The sequence below is a fragment of the Mycobacterium kubicae genome, assembly GCF_015689175.1.
Taxonomy (GTDB): domain Bacteria; phylum Actinomycetota; class Actinomycetes; order Mycobacteriales; family Mycobacteriaceae; genus Mycobacterium; species Mycobacterium kubicae.
The window spans coordinates 1,696,095-1,715,633 of sequence record NZ_CP065047.1 but is presented as its reverse complement, the minus strand read 5'-3'; the positions used below and the strand labels follow the sequence as shown (position 1 = coordinate 1,715,633).

Sequence of the window (19,539 nt, the reverse complement as noted above, 5' to 3'; positions counted from 1 at the left end):
TTTTCAGCGTGATTGTGATTGCAGTTCGGAGATGCGAGCGGCCAGCGCAAGGATCCGCTGAGCGTCGCGCACGTGCAGGCTCTCGACCATGCGGCCGTCGACGGTGATCACGCTGTCCCCTGCCGCCTGGGCTTGCTCATAGGCCGAGACGATCTTGTTGGCGTCGGCAAGCTCCTTCTCGGAGGGACCGAACACATCGTTGGCCGGAGCGACCTGAGACGGATGAATCAGCGTCTTGCCGTCGAAACCCATTTCGCGGCCCTGGCGAGCCTCGGCGACGAAGCCTGCTTCATCGGTGATGTCGTTGAATACACCGTCCAGCACGGCCTTTCCGGCCGCCCTGGCACCCAACACCGCCAGCGCCAAAGCGGGCACAATCGGCGCGCGTCCGGCGACATGCAGTGCGTGCAACTCGTTCACTAGATCGTTGGTACCCACGACCATGACCGCGAGGCGATCGCTGGCCGAGGCGATCTCCTCAATCCGCAGGAACGCCAACGGTGTTTCGATCATCACCCACAGCTGCAAACTATCCGGCGCACCATCCAGCCTGGCGACCAGCGCTTGCACCTGCGCGCCGGTCTGGACCTTCGGTACCAGCACTCCGTCGGCGGCTGACTCGGCCACAGCGGCCAGATCGTCGTCGTGCCAGTCGGTGTCTATTCCGTTGATGCGCACCACGATTTCGCGCGGCCGGTACCTACCGGACGAGATGGCCACGCAAACCTTGCGTCTCGACTCGACTTTCGCGTCGGGGCCAACTGCGTCCTCGAGATCGAAGATCAACACGTCCGCGGGCAGGGTTTCGGCCTTCTCCAGCGCGCGGGGCTTATTGCCCGGCAGGTACAGGGCCGATCGGCGTGGGCGCAGTGTGGGCGCCATGACTGGTTCGCTTTCTGTCGGTCGGTTGAGCACCCGTCAGCGTAGGACAACCGGGGTTGGCCTCAGCCGCCAGCGGTCGCGCAGAAGTAAGGGTGTCGCTTTTGCCCGCCTCAGCGCGACAATAGGCGGGAAAAACATGAAGGAGGGCGCCATGACCGTCGTGCTGGTGCACGGCAATCCCGAGACCGATGCCATCTGGGGCCCGCTGGTCGACGTCCTGGGTCGCGAGGATGTGGTGCGTTTGTCCCCGCCGGGCTTCGGGGCACCGCTGCCGGATGACTTCCCGGCGACCTACCTTGCTTACCGCGACTGGCTCGAGGGGGAACTCGAGCGCATCGAGGGTCCGATCGACCTCGTAGGGCATGACTGGGGCGGCGGACACGTCGTCAATGTGGTCATGCACCGACCCGAGCTGGTGCGCAGCTGGGTCAGCGACGTCGTCGGTGTGTTCGACCCTGACTACGTCTGGCACGATATGGCCCAAATCTGGCAGACGCCCGACGAAGGCGAGCAGTCGCTGGCCACCATGCTGGGCGGAACGCTTCGGGACCGCGCCAACCTGATGGCCGGGCTTGGCATGCCCGCCGACATCGCCACCTCGCTGGCCGTGGCGCAAGGACCGGAGATGGGTCGAGCCATTCTGCAGCTGTACCGTTCGGCCGCCCAACCGGCGATGGCCGAAGCCGGCCGCGCGTTGGAGAAGGCGGCGGCCCGGCCGGGTTTGTCGCTGCTGGCCACCGACGACCCTTACGCGGGGCCAGAAGAAATCCGGCGCCGCGCCTCGGAGCGGGCCGGAGCACGCGTCGAGGTGCTCGACGGGCTCGGCCACTGGTGGATGCTGCAGGACCCGGCCCGCGGCGCAGCCGCCCTCACCGACTTCTGGCAAACGCTTGGCTAATCGAACGGTCGTTCACTTACGCTCTCGTAGTCAGCTCTAGGCGAAGGACAGGTTGTGGCGAAGTATCTCGTGCTCTACTCGTCAGCTCACCGGACTGGCCAGGAATTGCGGTGGCGCCTTGCGACCGACGTCGACCTCGAGGACGTCCGTCGCCGGCTTGACGAAGCCGAACAGGGAGAGTTCGTCAAGGTCCCCGTGGTGCTCGAAGACGAACTCGAGACGCTGCTACTCCGGGTACAACCGCACAAATTCGGGGCATGGTTGGTGCTCGATCTGCCCGAAGTGGCAGGTTCGCCGGCGCCGTTGCTGGCCGCGCGCGCACGGATGCCTGATTTCGGGCAGATATTCCGCCAAGTGCACGAGGCTGCCGATGCGGTGCGGGAATCCAAGCGCCAGCAACGGAAGTGACGCCGGTTCGGACGTCCCAATCTGCGCCGACTGTTGCGTCCCAGGTCAGCGGGAAGTGAGCGTTGATGTCTTTATCGCGTTGGACCGAAACGCTCTGCGGCGCAACGTAACCGAAGGGGCCTCGCCGTAGCGGTCGGCATGCGCGGCGGCGAACCGGCCTAGATTACTGAAGCCCCAGCGGTGGGCGACTGATGCCACATTGACCATCGACGGATCGGACTCCAGCAGGGCCTGGTGGGCTCGGTGCAGCCGTACTTCACGCAGATATACCATCGGCGATGTTTCCAGGTATCGCCGGAATCCTTGCTGCAGGGAACGGACGCTGACGTGAGTGCGGGCGGCGATGGAAGACAGCGTCAAGGGCAAATCGGCCTCCTCTTCCATGATTTCGATTGCGCGGCGAACCGCGCGAGGCGCAATCATCGTGACGTCTTCCGCGAGGGCCTCACGGTGAGAATGGTCAGCGGCCAGGAGCAGCCCGCGCACCAAGCTGTCTACGAACGGCAGCCCGACGAACGGTTGATTGAGCAGGCTGTCGGGGCAGAAGAACTGCTCCTTGAAATGCACCAGCAGATTGATCCAGCTGCGGGTCGGTGCGGCATTGGGTGGTAGGACCGGCGTGAAAACGGGCTGAGACGTCAGTTGCCTACCGATTGCATCGCTGAGAGCATCGTCGATGGCGGAACGGTTGATCTTGACACAGATCATTCTGCTTCCCGCGGCCCATCGTCCGGTCCCGAGTCCGTCCGGTGCATATACCGCCGCGGTTCCGGGACCGCCGGTTACCGACAAACCTCTATGTACACAGTCCGTGCGGCCAGAATTGAGCACAAGCACCCGATAGCTGCCGCACACCTCGCCGTCGTCCATAGCCAAGTCGGATCCGACCGTGATTTCGGACAGCGTGATAGGGCCCATGCGACCCACGCGTTGGGTGAGCGAAAACGAATCTGGATCACTCAACAGTTTGAGGTGAGGTTGGCCGCAACACACCAGTCCGAAGCTTTCGAACGTGTTCGCTTTCATCCATGCGTGGGCATCAACGTCCGTTCGCAAGGCACCTTCATACATGTGTAGTCCTCGCACTAGAGGGCCATCCGGTTGAGGTTCACTTCACCGCGAGGGCAGACGGAGCCCTGGCTTTCAGCGGGCAACCACCCGCGATAGCCGCCGTCGCCCGCTGCAGAATGGGTGTCCCATCCAGCTGTGGGGGTAGCGTTCCGAAAGAGCCGCCCCAGTCATGCGCCAGGCGGGTAGCCAGGAACGCCTCGGTGACTGCGGAATCACCGTGACGGACGAGAAGTGAACCCTGCAGAGCCAGACAGATGTTCTCGGCAAGCATGCGTGACCGGTAGGCGAGCGAGTCGTGGTCGACGAGTGCGCGGCGCAGCGTCTGGATATGCGTGTCCAGTCTGGGGTCGGCTCCCGACGCTGGGTCAAGTCCAGAGATGTGGTGTACGACGTCGTCGTGTGATTCTTCGTTGTCGTGGTTAGGCGGTTAGTGCCGCGGGGGTGTCCTCCTGTTCTGTGGGGGTGTCGGTTGAGAGGCGGGATTTGCTGAGGACGTCGAGGCCGAGGTAGCGGCGCGATTCGGCCCATTCGTCGTGTTGTTCGGCCAGGACAGCGCCGACCAGGCGAATCAGGGCGTCGCGGTTGGGGAAGATGCCGACGACGTCGGTGCGACGGCGGATCTCTTTATTAAGGCGCTCTTTTATCCGGCCCTCGGGGGCGGGTCAACCCGTCGGGGTGGGATGTTCATCGATCGAGGCGCTGGAGGTGGTCGGTAAGGGCGTGGGCGACGCGGTCGTGGCGGGCGGCTTCGTCGGTCCAGCCGCGGCACTCGGCGTCGGTTCTGAGGGCCTGGACGTCGGCGAGTTGGTCGGTGAGCGTGTCGCGGAATTCGGGGGCGGTGACGTAGTTGTCGCAGGTTTCGCAGATGTTGGCATAAGGGCACGCGCCCGCGGATTCGTGGCGAGCGCAGTATCCGTGTGCAACGCGGGTTTTCAGCATTTCACTGTGCAGCCAGCCGACCTTGTCGGGCAGGATCGGTTTGCCGACCGGGGTGAGGGTGAACTGGCGGCGCATCTTGCCCATCGCTTCGTCGTAGGCCGCGCGCAGGGTGGGCGAGGCCAGGGTGGCGTAGCGGATCGTCATTTGTGGAGTGACGTGCCCGAGTAAGGACATCAAGGCCTGCAGACTCATCCCGGCGTTGGCGAGTTCGGTGGCCCAGGTGTGGCGCAACTGATGTGGAGTGACCATCAGGACGCCGCCGTCGGGACGGTGCAACCCGGCGGATTCAGCGGCGGTGAGCAGCCCGTTGCGCAGCCGGGTGTAGCCCAGGCGGCGTCCGTGCCGGGTGAACAGAAAGTCGGTGAGCACGCCGGTGCGTGGGTGCGGCAGCGGCCGGTGCGTGCCGCGGAGGGCGACCCACTCGTCGAGCGCGGCGAGGGTCGCGGCGGAGAGCGGGACCATGCGTTCGGTGGCGAGCTTGCCCAGTGGCACCTTCAGCCAGGTTCCGGCCGGTCCGTAGTCGATGATGCTGCCCAGTTCGAGGTCGAGCAGTTCCCCCGCCCGCAGGCCGGCACCACGCAGCACGGTCAGGCCGATGCGGGCGAACGGATCCTGCAGGTGGGCAACGGCGTTCATCACTGCCGCGTCCACATCGGGTGCTAGCGCGCGTGGCAACGGCTGGTCGAGTTTGGGGACGTCGGCGGCGAATACCAACCGCCGTGGTGGGGCCTGCGCCCAGCCCCAGGCGGTGATGTCGTCGAGCAGGTTGCGCAGACTGAGCACTGCCGACTGGGCCACCGCGGCCGAGACGGTGCGCCCGGCGCCCGCGGCGGCGCGCTGACCACGCCAGCCCCGGGTGCGATTCCATTTCAGGTAGCCCTCGATGCAGCTCCGGTCGAGTTCACGCAGGCTGATGACGTCGGGATGGTGAGCGGTGAGGTATTCGGCGAAGGGCAGCAGGTCGTTGATCAGCGACTCGACCGATTTGGGCCGCAGCACCGCCGCGCGCACGCCGATGTAGCGCAGCAACGTCTGACGGATCGGGTCGGGCATCTCCACCTCGGTGAAGCGCTGCTCGAGGCTACGGGCCCACCGCCGGCGTTTCGGCGCGGTGTCGATGACCGCGGTCTCGAACAACAGCTGCCGCAGGCTGGCCAGCCGCCCCCTGTATGCCCGCCGCGACGATGGCGGCACCACGGTACGTGACAGCGCGGCGTCGAAGTCGTCGAGCGCGTCGCCGGTCAGGTCGGCGACCATTCCGCCGTGGTGTGCCAGCACTACCGCCAGACATTCGCCGAGGACCGTCTCGACCCAGGAACTCCTCCAGCCCAACCGAATTCCCGCATTCCGCAACGCGGCGAATCCGCTCGGATCCCGGTCCTCCACTGCGCGGCCCAGCCCGGTCAACTGTTTGACCGCGGCCAGCTCGACGTCCAGCCGTAACCGGCCGGTGCCGATCGTGTGACAGATCAGCGGCCACGCCCCGGTGTCCCGTATCTCGGCGATCCGCTCGGCTGCCGGCAGCGTCATCCAGGCGTGCAGGTCGCGGTGGCGTGCGGTGAAGTCGCGAGCGATCCGAATCCGGTCGCGTACCGCCCGCCCGCTCAAACCCAGGGTGGCGACGTGGTCGAGATAATCCGCCACCACCTCGTCGGCGCCTACGGGTTGGCCGACCAACACCGTGGTCACTGCCGGGCTCCGGCCAACGTCGCACGAGCAGCACCGTATTCGGCGGCGAGCTGCTCGATCGACAAATGCACGTAGCGGGCCGTGGTCTCCGGCGAGACATGCCCCATCAACGCCCGCAACGCCAGCAGATCGATTCCGGCCGCCGACAATTCGGTGCCGTAGGTATGCCGTAAACGGTGCGGGCGGACTCTTGTGGCGCCAGAGGTCTCCCGGTGCCGACGGAACAGGCTGCGCAGCCCGGCCTCGCTGACCGGTGCACCGGTCGTCGGGCCGCGCAGCACTACGAAGCACTGCGGCGTCGCCAACCCCGGCGGCCGCTCCCATCGCAGGTAGGCGGCGAGCTCGGTGAAGAACGCCGCATCGACCGGGACATGACGTTCCTTGCCGCCCTTGCCGATCACCCGAAGCCGGCGCCGGCCCATATCGACGTCGGCGAGCAGCAGGCCACGCGCCTCGGCCGAACGCAGCCCTCCGAGTAGCATCACCAGCACCATCGCCCGGTCCCGGTGCGTTGCCAGTGTCGCCAGGAACGCGTCGACATCGTTGGTGGACAACGATTCCGGAAGACGCTGCGGCTGACGCACCAACCTACCGCCACTGCGTGCACGCCCGGGACCCAGATGACCGAGCAACCCCCGCTGCGACTGGCGCAGCCCCTGTCCCCGCCGCGGCGACGGCACCGGATTGTCGGTGCAGACACCGGTCATCACCAGATACTCGAATAACGCGCGCACTGCCGCGACCCGGCGGTTCACCGTCGAAGCTGCCGGCGGGGTCGACGAGCGGTGACCGCCGGTGGGCTGGTCCGTTCGGCGGACGCCTTGCCAGTCGATCCAGTCGAACACCAACGGCGCATCGACCGCGGCGAGCCCGACCGCTTGCTGGACGAGGAACCGGCTCAAATTGGCGACGTCGAATGCGTAGGCCCGCACCGTGGCCGCGCTGAACCCCCGTCCCGCCAAATGGTTGAGAAACGCGTTCACCGCGTCCTGCCCGTCCCAGTCGCCCTCCAGGACATATCCGCTGTCGCTCTTGAGTACCCGCATCGCCGCTCCGCCTTCCCCCACCGAGATGCAGACAGCATCCATCCGTGCTCAGCGCTTGTGCGTGAACCTCACGCTGCAGCCCGAACCGTGTCCCCGGAGAGCCGGTTAACGGATAGAGGGTTGTTGGACCAGATTTGGCGCCAGATCTGCTTGGGAAATGCGGTGAACGCCAGCAGATCGGACCGGGCGGCTTCGAGGTGATCGGCGACCTTGGGCAGCTTGTCGGACAGGGCGTCGATGATCCGGTCATATTGCGCGGCAACCGAAGCTGCGTCTGGTTGGTCGAACACCGAATGCAGCAGCGTCTTTACCCACGGCCAGGAGCTCTTAGGGGTAATTGCCATCAAGTTGGTGGCGTAATGGGTGCGACAGCGCTGCCAGGACGCGCCGGGCAAGGTAGCCCCGACAGCCGAGAGCAGGCCAGCATGAGCGTCGCTGGTGACCAGTGCCACCCCGGACAGGCCGCGGGCGGTCAACGACCGCAGAAACGTCAACCAGCCCGCTCCATCCTCGGCGGTGGTGACGTCGACGCCCAGGATCTCGCGGTAGCCCTCGGCGTTGACGCCCACCGCGATCAGCGCGTGCACGTTGACCACGCGGCCGGCCTCGCGGACTTTGAGCACCAGGGCATCGGCGGCCATGAACGTGTACGGGCCAGCATCGAGGGGCCGGGTGCGGAAGGCTTCCACGGCGGTGTCGAGTTCTTTGGCCATCACCGACACCTGCGACTTCGACAGCGACGTAATCCCGAGGGTTTCCACGAGCTTGTCCATCCGTCGCGTCGAAACCCCGAGCAGATAACAGGTGGCCACCACCGTGGTCAACGCCCGCTCGGCACGCTTGCGGCGTTCCAGCAGCCAGTCCGGGAAGTACGAGCCCTGCCGCAACTTGGGGATCGCCAGATCCAAAGAACCTGCGCGGGTGTCGAACTGGCGATGCCGATAGCCATTACGGGAGTTGGTGCGCTCAGCACTGCGCTGACCGTAACCCGCGCCGCACAGCGCATCGGCTTCAGCGCCCATCAGCGTGTGGATGAACGTGGCCACTAGCTCGCGCAACACATCAGGGTGGGTGGTAGTGAGTCGCTCAGCCAGCAGCGCCGGCAAGTCGATATCGTGGGCAGCGGTCATCGCGTCGATTCCTTTGCTCGAGTGACTTTGGACGGTCTCTCGAAGAATCACGCGATGACCCTCATCTATCCGGCTACGACACGCCGGTACTCAACTCACGGCCCGACTCGTACACCACCTTGGTGGACGCAACCCGACGCTGCGCTCAATTCGTCGAAGAGTACGTCGACGCAGTCCGGAGTGGCCAGCGCGCGCAGTGTGTCCAATGCGCTGACGTTGCCCGACCCCTCCCAGATTCCGGCCAGCGGGGCTTCTCGGTACAGCCGCGGCATTCCGGATTCCTCGACGTAGCCGTTGCCGCCGAGACATTCCATCGCCTCGCCGACGTGTTGTGTTGCTCGCTTGCAGACCCAGTACTTGGTTGCCGCCACGCCGATCCGCTTCAACACACCCTCGCGCTCATTGCCGCGGATGGCGTTGTCAGCGGCGCCGGCCAACCGCATGGTGACGATGGTGGCGGCCTCCGCCTCCACCGCCAGATCGGCAAGCACGTTACGCATCAAAGGCTGGTCTATCAGATAGGCGCCGAACGTCTTTCGGTGCTGAGCATGATGGACAGCGTGGGTCAGCGCCACGCGCATGAGGGTCGCGCTGCCCAGCGCGACGTCCAGCCGGCCCATGCCGACCATTTCCATGATGGTGGCAACGCCGCGACCCTCCGCACCGACCAACCACGCTGTGGCACCGTCGTATTCGAGCTCGCTGGACGCATTTGCATGGTTGCCGAGCTTGTCCTTGAGCCGCTGCAGAAACATGCGATTGCGGGTGCCGTCGGGTAATACCCGCGGCAGCAGGAAACAGCTCAAACCGCCCGGCGCCTGCGCCAACACCAGAAAGATGTCCGACATCGGCGCCGAGGTGAACCACTTGTGCCCAGTGAGACTAAAACTGCCGTCGCTGTTCGGGCTCGCCTGTGTGGTGCCGGCCCGCAGGTCGGAGCCGCCCTGCTTCTCGGTCATCGACATGCCGGCGGTGATGCCAGCTTTGGCACCGGCTACGTCGTTGCCGGGAACGTATGCGCGACTGGTCAGCAGGGGCTCGTACACGGTCGCAAGTTCGCTGTTATGGCGCAGGGCGGGGACGGCCGCGTAGGTCATCCAGACCGGGCACAGTATGGCCGGATTGGCGGCCCATACCGAAACCTTCGCGGCCCGCACAACGTGAGCACCGCGGCGGTCGTCGGCCCAAGGTCCAGCGTGCAGGCCGTTAGTGATCGCCAGTTCCATCAGGTGGTGGTAACTAGGGTCGTACTCCACTTCGTCAATACGGTGCCCGTACCGATCGTGGGTGTGCAGGATGGGCCGGTTGCGGTCGGCCAGGTCGCTCCACCCTTGAACCTCGCGGCTACCGCAGCGTGCGCCGAAACCGGTGACCTCCTCAAGCCCCCACTCCCCGCTCTCGCGGATCAGCGCCTCCCGAAGGGCTGGATCGAGTGCCAGGTTGAAGCTTTCCATCGGCGGCACTTGGTTGATGACAACGTGCGTGTCGTATGCGGACCGGCCGGAGCGTGTGGTCGTGCTTTCCATGCGGGAGTTCTCCTTTTGCGATGAATTTCTTTGCCCGACGCTCGGAACCGTTGCGCGAAAAGGCATCTCGTCAGTCACGACAGGTGACGACGTCGTAGCGGGACTGGGCGTACCGCGAGCGAACGGCTTTCTTGTCGAACTTGCCGACGCTCGTCCGCGGCACCTCGTCGATGAACGCCCACCGTTCGGGTAGTTGCCAGCGCGGCACCCGCTCGCCAAGGAAACTACGCAACTCCCCGGCTGAGACGTCGACACCGTCACTCAATACGACGGCCGCTAACGGCCGCTCCTGCCACCGTGGGTCGGGTACGGCCACCACACACGCCTCCATAACAGCGGGGTGGGCCATGAGGTGGTTCTCCAACTCGACCGACGAGATCCATTCGCCCCCAGACTTGATCACGTCTTTGGCACGATCTGTCAAAGTGATGAACCCGCGCGAGTCGATGCTGGCCACGTCGCCCGTACGTAACCAGCCGTCCTCGGACCGTCCCGAGTCGTGGTCCGCGAAGTACGAGGCGGTGACCCAGGGCCCCCGAACCTCAAGCTCCCCTACCGATTTGCCATCGCGAGGTAAGACGCGACCGTCGTCCGCCACGACCCGAGCCTCAACTCCGCATAGTGGGCGGCCCGCGGTATTACGCAACGGCCAGTGCTCGTTGTCAGGGACATCCGCCGGCGGCCACGCCACGGCGGCCAGCGGGGACGTCTCGGTCATACCCCACGCCTGCCGGATCGGCACGCCGTACTTGTCCTGGAACTCCCTCATCAAGCTGTGCGGAACGGCGGAGCCGCCGCAGGGGACCAAGCGCAGCGATGACACGTCGTGGCCGGGATTGTCACGTAGGTAGCACATGACGTCGTTGATCACCGTTGGCACAGCCGCGGCAATCGTCACGTTGTGCTCCGCGATCATGTCGACTAACCGACTGGCCTGCATGTACCGGTCGGCCATCACGAGGCTGGCCCCAGCCATCATGGCGGCGTAGGGCAGACCCCAGGCGTTGGCATGAAACATCGGCACGATCGGCAGAATTCGGTCACCGGCGGTAACCGCCATGGCGTTCGGCATGCACACCGCCATCGAATGCAGGAACGTCGACCTGTGGCTATACACGACGCCTTTCGGGTCGCCAGTCGTGCCGCTGGTGTAACACATTGCGGCAGCAGATGTTTCGCTCATGTCAGGCCAGTCGAACTCGCAAGGTTGCCCGTCCAGGAGTTCGTCATAGCGAATTATGTTCTTGCGGCACGGGGCTAGAGCGTCCAGAGCGCCGTCGCCAACCACCACCACCGTATGCACGGAGCTGAGCTGGGGCAGCACCTCGGCCAGCAGCGGGAGCAGCGAGTGGTTGGCGATCACCACCCGGTCGTCGGCCTGGTTGGCAACGTAGGAGAGCTGCTCGGCACCCAATCGAATGTTGAGCGTGTGCAAGACAGCTCCCATACAGGGCACCGCGAAGAACGCTTCGAGGTGTTCCTGGTTGTTCCACATAAACGTCGCCACCCGCTGATCACCGCTGACCCCCAGCCCGCGCAACCCGTGCGCTAAGTTGGCCACGCGACGCCCGATCTCCGCGAACGTGGCCCTGCGATAGCCGTCGGCGGTCGCCGTCACCACCGTCTGATCTCCACACAGCGCGGTGCCGTGTCGAAGAATTTCCTTGGTAAGGAGCGGAGTTTCCCGCATCGTGCTCTTCACCTAAGGCCTCTTTACTTCGTGACTTGACCGGATTCATGCCTTTGACCAACACCCCCGCGGCGTTGGTGCAGCGCCCCTCAACTCCATCGTCGGGGGGCCTCACTACAGCTCGGAAACCGAGTCTGCGCGAACCCGATACAGACGGTAAGTCGAAGTCAACAGTAAGTCAAGCTATAAAGTAAGTCACTTACCTTTACGCCGGGGTGATGCCTGTCGCGGCCTCGCCCTGGCTCGACCGTGCGGCATGCAGCCCTAATGTCAAACGTAAGCGGCTTTCGTAAGTTAGTGTTTGCGCGCAGTGCGCTCACCTGCCTAGAAAGGGTTCCATGGAAGCAGACATGTCGCTGCGGGACCGCAAGAAAGCGCTGACCCGCCGTGCGATCCTCGAAGCGGCGCACCGCCTGTTCGCAGAACGCGGATTCGACAAGGTGACTGTCGCCGAGATTGCCGATGCGGCCAACGTGTCGGTAAAGACCCTCTTCGTCTACTTTCGGTCCAAAGAAGATCTCGCCTTCTCCGACTACGACCTGGTGGACACGCTGGTGGCGGCACTGGCGTCGCGGTCGGAGCAAACTTCACCCTCGCGGGCCGTAGCCGACGCTTTGATCGATAGATTCCGCGAGCAACCAGAGGCTGTCGCCGGCATATTGAACTCATCTTGGGTGTACGGCGAGTCGCCCGCCTTGCAGACGGGAATATTGCGGCGATGGTCAATCTTGGAGGACCGCATCACCCAGGAGCTCGCTCGCGAAGCTGGAAGACCTGCTACCGCAACGATGCGGTTCCAGGCCATACAACTCGTGGGCCTGGTTCGCTGCGCCACATCTGAGGAGCTGCGAGCCGAAATCGATCCGAGCGACCCTCGAAGCTCTACGAAGTTCGCCCGCTGGATGCGCAGCGCGGCTCGCAGTATTGCGGATTGACTCGCGGGGGCGCTGGCTGACGCAGCGAGCGTGCGTTACGGAATTCATACAGCCGTATCGATTGTGTTACCCATAGTTCGCCCTCATGACAAGCCGGCGCTATTGCCTGACGACCGCGGCGATGTGGCCCGGGAACAGTCGAGGGCGTGTGCGAACACCGCGTTAACAGCTATATTGTGCGCGGCAGCCGCAAGGCCGACGGTTAGGATCTGCCATAGGAAAGTAGCGCCGCACCTCGCCGCCGGTCCTAGCCTCGGGAGGGCGACGAAGATCTCGAGGATTACACTCCTTGTGCGGCTGTATCTGTACTGTAATATTATCTACATGTCAGATGGGTATGTGGTCGGCCCGGCTGGACATATCGGACCTTCGTTGCCGACGCTCCGCATCACGCCGGAGAGGCTGGCGGGATCTGCTACCGATCCTCGACCAGTCCAGAGGAACGGCGTGATCCTCTCGACCTATGCGGATCGACACGTCATCCCCAAAGTTTTTGTGCGGCATCGCAAATGGCCGCACATACTGCGTTCATCGTGAGAGGTAAAGAGATGCTACGCGATATTGACCGGCTCACAGCGCGCTCTGTGATCCTGAGCCTCTTACTGGGCCTGCACCCGCCGTCGGCAACGTCGGGCGAATTGATTCGACTCACTTCAGGCTTCGCGATCTCCGATGCCGCGCTGCGGGTAGCGCTTACGCGGATGGTCGTCAACGGCGACCTGGTCCGATCCCCGGACGGCTACCGTCTCTCGGATCGATTGTTGGCCCGGCAGCGGAAACAAGATGACGCCCTGCGGCCGCCGACGCGTGTGTGGCGCGGATCTTGGCTAACGGTGGTGATTACCAGCGTCGGAACCGATCCCCGGACGCGTGCTGATGCCCGGAAAGCGTTATATGACAACCGGTTGGCTGAATTGCGTGAGGGCGTGTGGATACGCCCTGACAATCTCAAACTCGAGCTGCCCGTCGATCTGCAGGAGCGAGTGCGGATCCTTTACACGTACGACAACGCACCCGCTGAGCTCGCGGGCCTGTTGTGGGATCTTCCCGGCTGGGCAGAGCATGGGCGGGAGCTTCTTCAGGCACTGGACAACAGTTCCGACGCGTTTGAGCGATTCGTTGCCGCGGCCGCGATCATGCGACACCTGATGACCGATCCGGTACTGCCGGACAATCTGTTACCTCCCCGCTGGCCCGGCGATGAACTGCGGGCGGCATACGCCGAGTACGCCGCGGAAGTCTCCGACAGTCGTTATCGGCCCGACGCTGTGGCGACATAGCAATCGCTCCGGGTCATCGACACGCGGGGCCGGTCGAGGTGAAGTGACGCTACGTCCGGCCGACATACGCGCACGGACAATCCGTCGCCCGCCCGTCGACCTGATCCGCGCCGGCAATCGGCGCTCGGGGCCCTGCTAATTTCCTGGGGTGATGTTCTCAGCTTCTAAAACAGTCACGCGGTGGCTCGCCCCCTTGCTGACGGCCGCGGCCGTCGCCGGTTTTGTTGCCGGCCCGGTGCAGGTCAATCCTGCCCCGGCAGTGCGGTTGGCCGCTGACGCCAACCCGCTGGCCGGCATGCCTTTCTACGTCAACCCGAACTCGGCGGCAATGCGCGCCGCGCAGCAGGCCAATCCGCCAAGTCCCGAGCTGACCACCATCGCCAACACTCCGCAGTCCTACTGGATCGTCCCGGGCTCGTCGGCCGCGACGGTCGCGAAGTACAGCGGCGACGCGGCAGCCGCGGGCGCCTTGCCGGTGTTCACGCTCTATGGAATCCCGCATCGCGACTGCGGCAGCTTCGCTGCGGGGGGCTTCGGGTCGGGCGCGCAGTACCGCGGCTGGGTCGACGGCATCGCCGCGGACCTGGGCTCGTCCCCGGCGGCGGTCATCGTGGAACCCGATGCGCTGGCCATGGCCGACTGCCTGTCAGCTGATCAGCGCCAGGAACGCTACGACCTGATTCGCTACGCTGTCGAGACGTTGACGCGCGACCCGGCCGCGGCGGTATACGTCGACGCTGGGCACTTACGTTGGCACAGCGCCGAGGACATGGCCGCCAGGCTCAACCAGGCCGGTGTCGCCCGCGCGCGGGGATTCAGCGTCAACACCGCGAACTTCTTCACCACCGAAGATGAAATCGGTTACGGCGAAGCCATATCCGGCCTCACGAACGGTTCGCACTATGTGGTCGACACCTCGCGCAACGGCGCCGGGCCAGCGCCCGACTCCGCGCTCAACTGGTGCAACCCCAGCGGTCGAGCACTCGGCGCTGCGCCCACCGCGGCGACCGGAGGCGCGCACGCCGACGCCTATTTGTGGATCAAACGTCCCGGCGAATCCGACGGAACCTGCGACAAGGGTGATCCGCCGGCGGGTACGTTCGTCAATCAGTTCGCCATCGACTTGGCCCGCGGGGCGGGACACTAGTCCTACTACCCGGCTGGCTCTTGTACCCGAGCGACCGAACTCCTAAATGAACGGGTTGAGGACCGGCGGGATGATCTGGTTGCCGGTCACGCCGGTGAAGCGGACGAAGAGTTGAGCGGGAATGTTGAGCGACTGGTAGATACCGGCGCCAATCCATGACACCGGTAGCTGTAGGAAGTCGGGCACCGCATCGACGATGCCTTGAATCGGGTCGTATACGAAGTAGGGAATCGTGGCCGCGACCGTGCGCGCGTCGAGGGTGTAGTTGACGATGGGATCCGGATAGCCTTGCGAGGCGAAGTCGGCGCTGAGCACGCTGAACAGATTGTCACCGGGATCAACGTACGTGCCGTTGAATACGGGCGAGGTCAGGGGCGCACCCTGCATGTAAGGCAGCTGCGGAATCCCGAATTCATTCATGATTGTCGGCGTCGTACTGACTATTTGCCACGAGTTGTTGATGAGCCCGTTATCGCCGGGGAGGTTCGAGCCTGCTTGATCCCACATCAGGAATGTCGCTGTCTCGAGCGGTGATTGGAACCCGTGACCGCGGTTGAACTGGTTGGGATCGATGTGACCGTGGTCGGTGACCATGAGCACGTCCCACTTCTCGCCGAGGTTGGCGGGCTTCGCCTCCCAATCGGCTACCGCTCCTAGAACGCCTCTAGTGTCCACGGGTTGGCCAGCGACATGTTGGCCCAGGTTGTAGTCCATGTTGCGAAGGGCCGCGGCGTACTCAGGAGACGCGCCACCGTATTGATGACCCATTTCGTCGACACCTACAAAGTAGGAGAAGATGAAATTGCCTTTGTTGGGATTGGCGTTGAGGATCGCGGCTTGGGTTTGTGTGCCGACCGTGTTCTGCGACGCCACCCAGTACGGGTCGTTCGCGGAGTGCGGAACGAATTGGATGTTGTCGGCGGGGAACGCCCCGGCGCCGGCGATGTCGGTGATGACGGGCCAGTTGCCGATGACCGTGGTATCGACGCGGTTGCCGTAGGCCGCCTCGAGTTGGTTGTACACGGTCGGCCAGTTGTCATAGGTCCACGGGGTATAGACGTTGTTGGTCACGCCGGCCGTCTCGCTCCACACACCGGTCTGAATGGTCGTCCACGACGGGTTGGAGACGCTGGTGTGCCCGACGATCGTCGACGCAGACGTGACGCTCTGGTCCATCAACAAATGGAAGTTCGGGGTGCCGGCGGGGTCGGCCAGAATTCTGCTGAGATTGGTGCCGTCGGTGCCGATCAATAGGAAATTCTCGTTTGGCGTCGCCAACATCAGCAAGGCGGCCTCTTGCGGGGTGACTATGTTCAGGTTCTGGTCATAGAAGCCGGACTGGCCGGTCACGCCGGGTGCGCCGAATAAAGACCAGGCGCGGCCACCGATTCCACCGATCCCCGCGGGGCTGACTCCCCCACCGATGCCTCCGGTGCCGCCCGCCCCGCCATTCCCCCACAGCAATCCGCCCGCGCCACCGGCCCCGCCGGCGCCGCTTCGGAGACCCCCCGCGCCGCCGGCCCCGCCGTTACCGATCAACCCGGCATTGCCGCCGCGCCCACCGGTCTGGCCCAGCAACCCAGCCGATCCGCCGGCGCCGCCGTTGCCCCACAAAATCCCGCCGTCCCCGCCGGCTTGCCCGGTGCCGGGTGTGCCGTTGTACCCGTCGCCGATCAACGGACGCCCCAACAGCAAGTTCGTCGGCGCATTGATCACACCGAGAATCTGGTCGGCGATGGTCTGTAGCGGGCCCGCGTTGACGGCCTCGGCGGCCGCGTACGCCCGGCTGGCGTTGCTCAATGCCTGGACGAATTGCTCCTGAAACGCCGCCGCTTGCGCACTGAGCGCCTGGTATTCCTGGCCATAGCTGGAGAACAGCGAGGCAATCGCCGCCGACACTTCGTCACTAGCGGCAGCGGCCAGCGTGCTGGTCGGAGCCAACGCCGCCAGATTCGCCGCTCTGATCGAGGAGGCGATCCCCTCCGCACCTGCCGCAGCCGAGGTGATCAGGTCCGGCGTGGCGAATAAATACGACATCGTGGTCCTCCCAGCCGGCAAACGTATGGACAGGCAAATATTGGCACGCTTTGCGCGCGTTTTCGGGCAATTCACCGACGCGAGTGGCGCGGCGCTGCACGAGACCTCAGAACGTCGAATCGGTCTGCCCGGTGAACCGCTCACACCGATCTGATATCAGCTCCAAAACGCTCCTTCTGTTAACAAATGTCACATAGTTAACATCACGCGATGCACGACTTGTCGGTGAATTCATGCCTCCGGCATTCACCCCATATGTCCCGGCGCGACGTATTGCGCTGCGCCATCGCCATGTCGGCGCTGCCAAGTTTGTATACGGCATCGGCAATTGCCACCGTCCCTGCCACGGCTGCCGCACCGCCCAAATTGATCGATTTCGCCATGCACCAAATTCCGGCCGAACACATCCGCGCGGCTGGCTACTCCGGGGTCATCAATTACGTCTCGCTATCGCGTCCCGGCTCGTCCTTCGGCGCCAAGCCGATCACCCGGCCCTACGCCGAGCAGCTGAAAGCAGCGGGGCTGATGATTGTCAGCAACTACCAATACGGCAAACCCGGCGGGACAGCACCCTCGGACTTCAAGCGCGGGTTTGACGGCGGCGTCGCCGATGCGCGCACCGCCTGGAAGCTGCATACCGCGGCGGGTGGTGGACAGAGTGCACCGATCTTCTTCACCATTGACGAGGACATAAACCACGACACCTGGAACAACGTGGCGCTCAAGTGGTTTCGCGGAATCAACTCGGTGCTGGGCGTGCAGCGCACCGGCGTCTACGGCGGTATCGACGTATGCCAATGGGCCGCGGCTGACGGCGTCATCGGCAATTCGCGCACGCCCGGCCGCCGGTGGGCCTGGCAGACCAAAGCTTGGTCCGGCAGCCGAATCGATCCGGCCGCGGTTCTCTACCAACGCGTGGTCAGTACGGCGTCGAATCCAGGCCCAGTAGTTGGAGGACAAGAAGTCGACGTCAACGATGTCCTTGCCGAGGATTGCGGTCAGTGGAGCCTGCACCCCTGAGCCCAGCTCATACGGGATTGCCGTTGACCCAGTAATCAGATCTCCGACAGGGTGGCGAACCGCTTCTTGGAATCGTTGTACCACCTCATCGACTCATCGGGCAGTTAGTGCCGCCGACGACGTACTGGCCGCTGTACGACGGCGCGACGGTGGGAGCGTACGGATCTGCGGCACCGTCCTGAACGCAGGCAACATTCTCGAAGGGCTTGCGATTAGCCACGTCTCAGTGAACCTCGGCGACCACAGCTGGCTTACCCAAGGGTGTCAGTTGCAGAGCATCACCAGTGCTGGACAGGTTCGGGGTCCTTGACGTCGCACCTTCGGGTCAGGCGAACGGCTCCGAGCGTGCGGCCAAGGCGCTGTCGTGAAACCGGTTGGCAGCCAACGACGACAGCTGCTACGTTCCGAAGACCGTGCAAGAGGACGAGGAGGTGGTACCCGTGAACGCATCAACGTGGGTGCTCCTGTTCGGAGTCACGGTCCGGCGATAGGTCGTCCGGGAGCGCCGTTCAACGAGCACTCCCGAAAGGCACGACCATGCACTTCATCTCCGAACAGCGCCTCGATGACGGCAGCCGCGAACGCGAATTCACCCTCGGCGAGATCCCCGGCATCCTATGGACGCCCACTTCCTCACCGGCGCCGCTGATCCTGCTCGGCCACCCCGGCGGACTGCGCACGATGTACCCGCGGCTCGCGGACCGAGCCCGGCGTTCCGTGGCGGACGGCTTCGCCGCGGCCACCATCGAGCTTCCCGGGAGCGGTGAGCGCCGCCGGTCATCCGACGCCGAGCAGGCCCGCGCCGATCTGCACCGGGCACTGGCGGCCGGGGAGCCGGTCGACGAGATCGTCGAGCGGCTTGTCATCCCCCTGGTCGAGAGGGCGGTCCCGGAATGGCAGTCCGCCCTCGACGCGCTCCAGTCCCTGCCCGAGATCAGCGGCCCGACGGGGTATTCGGGCGGGCTGATCGCCATCGGGGTCCGGTTGGCGGTGGTCGAACCGCGCATCGCGGCCGCCGGTCTGTTTGCCGGCAGTTTCGTGCCCCGCTCTATGTTCGACGAGGCCCGTCAAGTCGCGATCCCGCTGCACGTCCTGTTGCAATGGGACGACGAAGGAAACGACCGGCAGCTGGCGCTGGATCTGTTCGACGCCTTCGGCTCACAGGAGAAGACGTTGCACGCAAACATGGGCGGGCACACCGGCGTTCCCGAGTTCGCCGGGGACGACGCAGCCCGATTCTTCACCCGGCACCTGAAGTGCCCGCCTTCGTCAATGACAAACGAGCGTTAATCAAGCTAGGTCAACACCAAAGTCACCGCGATGGTGGTTGTGCGAGTCCGTTGAGCGCAGTGGCAATACGGCTGATGCCGTCGGCGTTTTCGGGGTCAATGTTCATGCCGTGAGTGTTGTCCGCGTTGTATATGGCTTGGGCGGAGGAGACAATGGCGCTGCCCGTTCCGGCCAACCTGGTGATCGTGGACTCCATCTCGCGTTTGAGCCCGTCCGCCAAAGCCACCAACTTCGGCCCAGTGACGAAGCCGGGGTTTCCGCTGGCCGCCGGTTGCGCCGAGTCGAATAGCGGGACGAGTGCGGCGCGCGCCGCGGCCGCCTCAGACTCGATGGTCCTTCCAGCGTTCTTGACTTCGGCGGGTGCGATTTGCACGAAGTCACCGCTCATTTGATCTCCCCTCAGCGCCTATCCCGAAGCCGGACACAACGGCCCTCCGTCGCTGCCACTCACGGTATAACGGTCAACACCGGAGGTTGCATCGCTGTACCCGATGAGCAAGATGAACAACGACACCAGCAGAACTCCTAATACGCCAAGGATCGCAGTAACT

At 64.5% G+C, this 19,539-nt stretch carries 15 protein-coding genes and 4 pseudogenes; 7 read left to right on the top strand and 12 right to left on the bottom strand.

The window, feature by feature from the left end; all coding sequences use genetic code 11:
• Window positions 1–3: 3 nt before the first annotated feature.
• Window positions 4–882: an HpcH/HpaI aldolase/citrate lyase family protein gene (locus tag I2456_RS08105; RefSeq protein WP_085073485.1), complete on the bottom strand. Its 879-nt coding sequence runs from the start codon at window positions 880–882 to the stop codon at window positions 4–6.
• A gap of 151 nt (window positions 883–1,033) precedes the next feature.
• On the opposite strand from I2456_RS08105, the gene I2456_RS08100 reads away from it, so the two are divergent.
• Window positions 1,034–1,780: an alpha/beta fold hydrolase gene (locus I2456_RS08100; protein ID WP_085073505.1), complete on the top strand. Its 747-nt coding sequence runs from the start codon at window positions 1,034–1,036 to the stop codon at window positions 1,778–1,780.
• A 54-nt stretch (window positions 1,781–1,834) separates the two neighbouring features.
• A complete protein-coding gene (locus I2456_RS08095) occupies window positions 1,835–2,188 on the top strand; it encodes a hypothetical protein (protein ID WP_085073486.1) in 354 nt (117 codons plus the stop codon).
• 45 nt (window positions 2,189–2,233) lie between these two features.
• Here the strand turns inward: I2456_RS08095 and I2456_RS08090 are convergent, their stop codons facing one another.
• The 8 genes and pseudogenes from I2456_RS08090 to I2456_RS08060 form a co-directional block, all read right to left on the bottom strand.
• Window positions 2,234–3,106 (bottom strand): AraC family transcriptional regulator, encoded by an 873-nt coding sequence (locus I2456_RS08090; RefSeq protein ID WP_241007963.1) that lies wholly within the window; start codon window positions 3,104–3,106, stop codon window positions 2,234–2,236.
• 190 nt (window positions 3,107–3,296) lie between these two features.
• Window positions 3,297–3,620: pseudogene (locus I2456_RS28405) on the bottom strand (hypothetical protein); the annotation flags it as partial.
• 58 nt (window positions 3,621–3,678) lie between these two features.
• Window positions 3,679–3,897, bottom strand: a pseudogene (locus I2456_RS08085) (transposase); the annotation flags it as partial.
• A gap of 46 nt (window positions 3,898–3,943) precedes the next feature.
• Window positions 3,944–5,887, bottom strand: coding sequence for a tyrosine-type recombinase/integrase (locus I2456_RS08080; protein WP_007172497.1), 1,944 nt, complete (start codon window positions 5,885–5,887; stop codon window positions 3,944–3,946).
• Complete coding sequence (locus I2456_RS08075; RefSeq protein WP_007172498.1) at window positions 5,884–6,933, bottom strand: tyrosine-type recombinase/integrase; 1,050 nt, start codon at window positions 6,931–6,933, stop codon at window positions 5,884–5,886. The genes I2456_RS08080 and I2456_RS08075 overlap by 4 nt, the downstream gene beginning before the upstream one ends.
• A gap of 116 nt (window positions 6,934–7,049) precedes the next feature.
• Window positions 7,050–8,063: pseudogene (locus tag I2456_RS08070) on the bottom strand (IS256 family transposase); the annotation flags it as partial.
• 131 nt (window positions 8,064–8,194) lie between these two features.
• Window positions 8,195–9,589: pseudogene (locus tag I2456_RS08065) on the bottom strand (acyl-CoA dehydrogenase family protein); the annotation flags it as partial.
• 70 nt (window positions 9,590–9,659) lie between these two features.
• Window positions 9,660–11,291, bottom strand: coding sequence for a fatty acid--CoA ligase (locus I2456_RS08060; RefSeq protein WP_085074033.1), 1,632 nt, complete (start codon window positions 11,289–11,291; stop codon window positions 9,660–9,662).
• A gap of 326 nt (window positions 11,292–11,617) precedes the next feature.
• On the opposite strand from I2456_RS08060, the gene I2456_RS08055 reads away from it, so the two are divergent.
• From I2456_RS08055 to I2456_RS08045, 3 genes are all read left to right on the top strand, one after another.
• Window positions 11,618–12,214: a TetR/AcrR family transcriptional regulator gene (locus I2456_RS08055; protein ID WP_085074032.1), complete on the top strand. Its 597-nt coding sequence runs from the start codon at window positions 11,618–11,620 to the stop codon at window positions 12,212–12,214.
• 560 nt (window positions 12,215–12,774) lie between these two features.
• Window positions 12,775–13,494: a PaaX family transcriptional regulator C-terminal domain-containing protein gene (locus tag I2456_RS08050; protein ID WP_241007962.1), complete on the top strand. Its 720-nt coding sequence runs from the start codon at window positions 12,775–12,777 to the stop codon at window positions 13,492–13,494.
• A 148-nt stretch (window positions 13,495–13,642) separates the two neighbouring features.
• Window positions 13,643–14,641 (top strand): glycoside hydrolase family 6 protein, encoded by a 999-nt coding sequence (locus I2456_RS08045; protein WP_085074031.1) that lies wholly within the window; start codon window positions 13,643–13,645, stop codon window positions 14,639–14,641.
• Between the two features lie 42 nt (window positions 14,642–14,683).
• Here I2456_RS08045 and I2456_RS08040 read toward each other — a convergent pair whose 3' ends face one another.
• A complete protein-coding gene (locus tag I2456_RS08040; RefSeq protein WP_163703812.1) occupies window positions 14,684–16,678 on the bottom strand; it encodes a PE domain-containing protein in 1,995 nt (664 codons plus the stop codon).
• Window positions 16,679–16,881: 203 nt separating this feature from the next.
• Window positions 16,882–17,061, bottom strand: a complete 180-nt coding sequence (locus tag I2456_RS28400; protein ID WP_241008045.1) for a hypothetical protein — start codon at window positions 17,059–17,061, stop codon at window positions 16,882–16,884.
• Between I2456_RS28400 and I2456_RS08035 the strand changes: the two genes are divergently transcribed.
• Together I2456_RS08035 and I2456_RS08030 are read left to right on the top strand one after the other, a co-directional pair.
• The gene (locus I2456_RS08035) at window positions 16,988–17,698 is read left to right on the top strand and encodes a DUF1906 domain-containing protein (protein WP_241007961.1); all 711 of its coding nucleotides are present in this window, start codon (window positions 16,988–16,990) and stop codon (window positions 17,696–17,698) included. The genes I2456_RS28400 and I2456_RS08035 overlap by 74 nt on opposite strands.
• 537 nt (window positions 17,699–18,235) lie before the next feature.
• Complete coding sequence (locus tag I2456_RS08030; protein ID WP_085072915.1) at window positions 18,236–18,988, top strand: dienelactone hydrolase family protein; 753 nt, start codon at window positions 18,236–18,238, stop codon at window positions 18,986–18,988.
• Between the two features lie 22 nt (window positions 18,989–19,010).
• Here I2456_RS08030 and I2456_RS08025 read toward each other — a convergent pair whose 3' ends face one another.
• Window positions 19,011–19,376, bottom strand: coding sequence for a hypothetical protein (locus I2456_RS08025; protein ID WP_085072916.1), 366 nt, complete (start codon window positions 19,374–19,376; stop codon window positions 19,011–19,013).
• Window positions 19,377–19,539: the final 163 nt, after the last annotated feature.

Bases quoted from the DNA above. Each gene is read 5' to 3' on its own strand.
- I2456_RS08100 (WP_085073505.1), top strand. From the start codon at position 1,034: ATGACCGTCGTGCTGGTGCACGGCAATCCCGAGACCGATGCCATCTGG.
- I2456_RS08025 (WP_085072916.1), bottom strand. From the start codon at position 19,376: ATGAGCGGTGACTTCGTGCAAATCGCACCCGCCGAAGTCAAGAACGCT.
- I2456_RS28400 (WP_241008045.1), bottom strand. From the start codon at position 17,061: ATGGCGAAATCGATCAATTTGGGCGGTGCGGCAGCCGTGGCAGGGACG.
- I2456_RS08105 (WP_085073485.1), bottom strand. From the start codon at position 882: ATGGCGCCCACACTGCGCCCACGCCGATCGGCCCTGTACCTGCCGGGC.
- I2456_RS08030 (WP_085072915.1), top strand. From the start codon at position 18,236: ATGCACTTCATCTCCGAACAGCGCCTCGATGACGGCAGCCGCGAACGC.
- I2456_RS08090 (WP_241007963.1), bottom strand. From the start codon at position 3,106: ATGGGCCCTATCACGCTGTCCGAAATCACGGTCGGATCCGACTTGGCT.
- I2456_RS08075 (WP_007172498.1), bottom strand. From the start codon at position 6,933: ATGCGGGTACTCAAGAGCGACAGCGGATATGTCCTGGAGGGCGACTGG.
- I2456_RS08055 (WP_085074032.1), top strand. From the start codon at position 11,618: ATGGAAGCAGACATGTCGCTGCGGGACCGCAAGAAAGCGCTGACCCGC.
- I2456_RS08040 (WP_163703812.1), bottom strand. From the start codon at position 16,678: ATGTCGTATTTATTCGCCACGCCGGACCTGATCACCTCGGCTGCGGCA.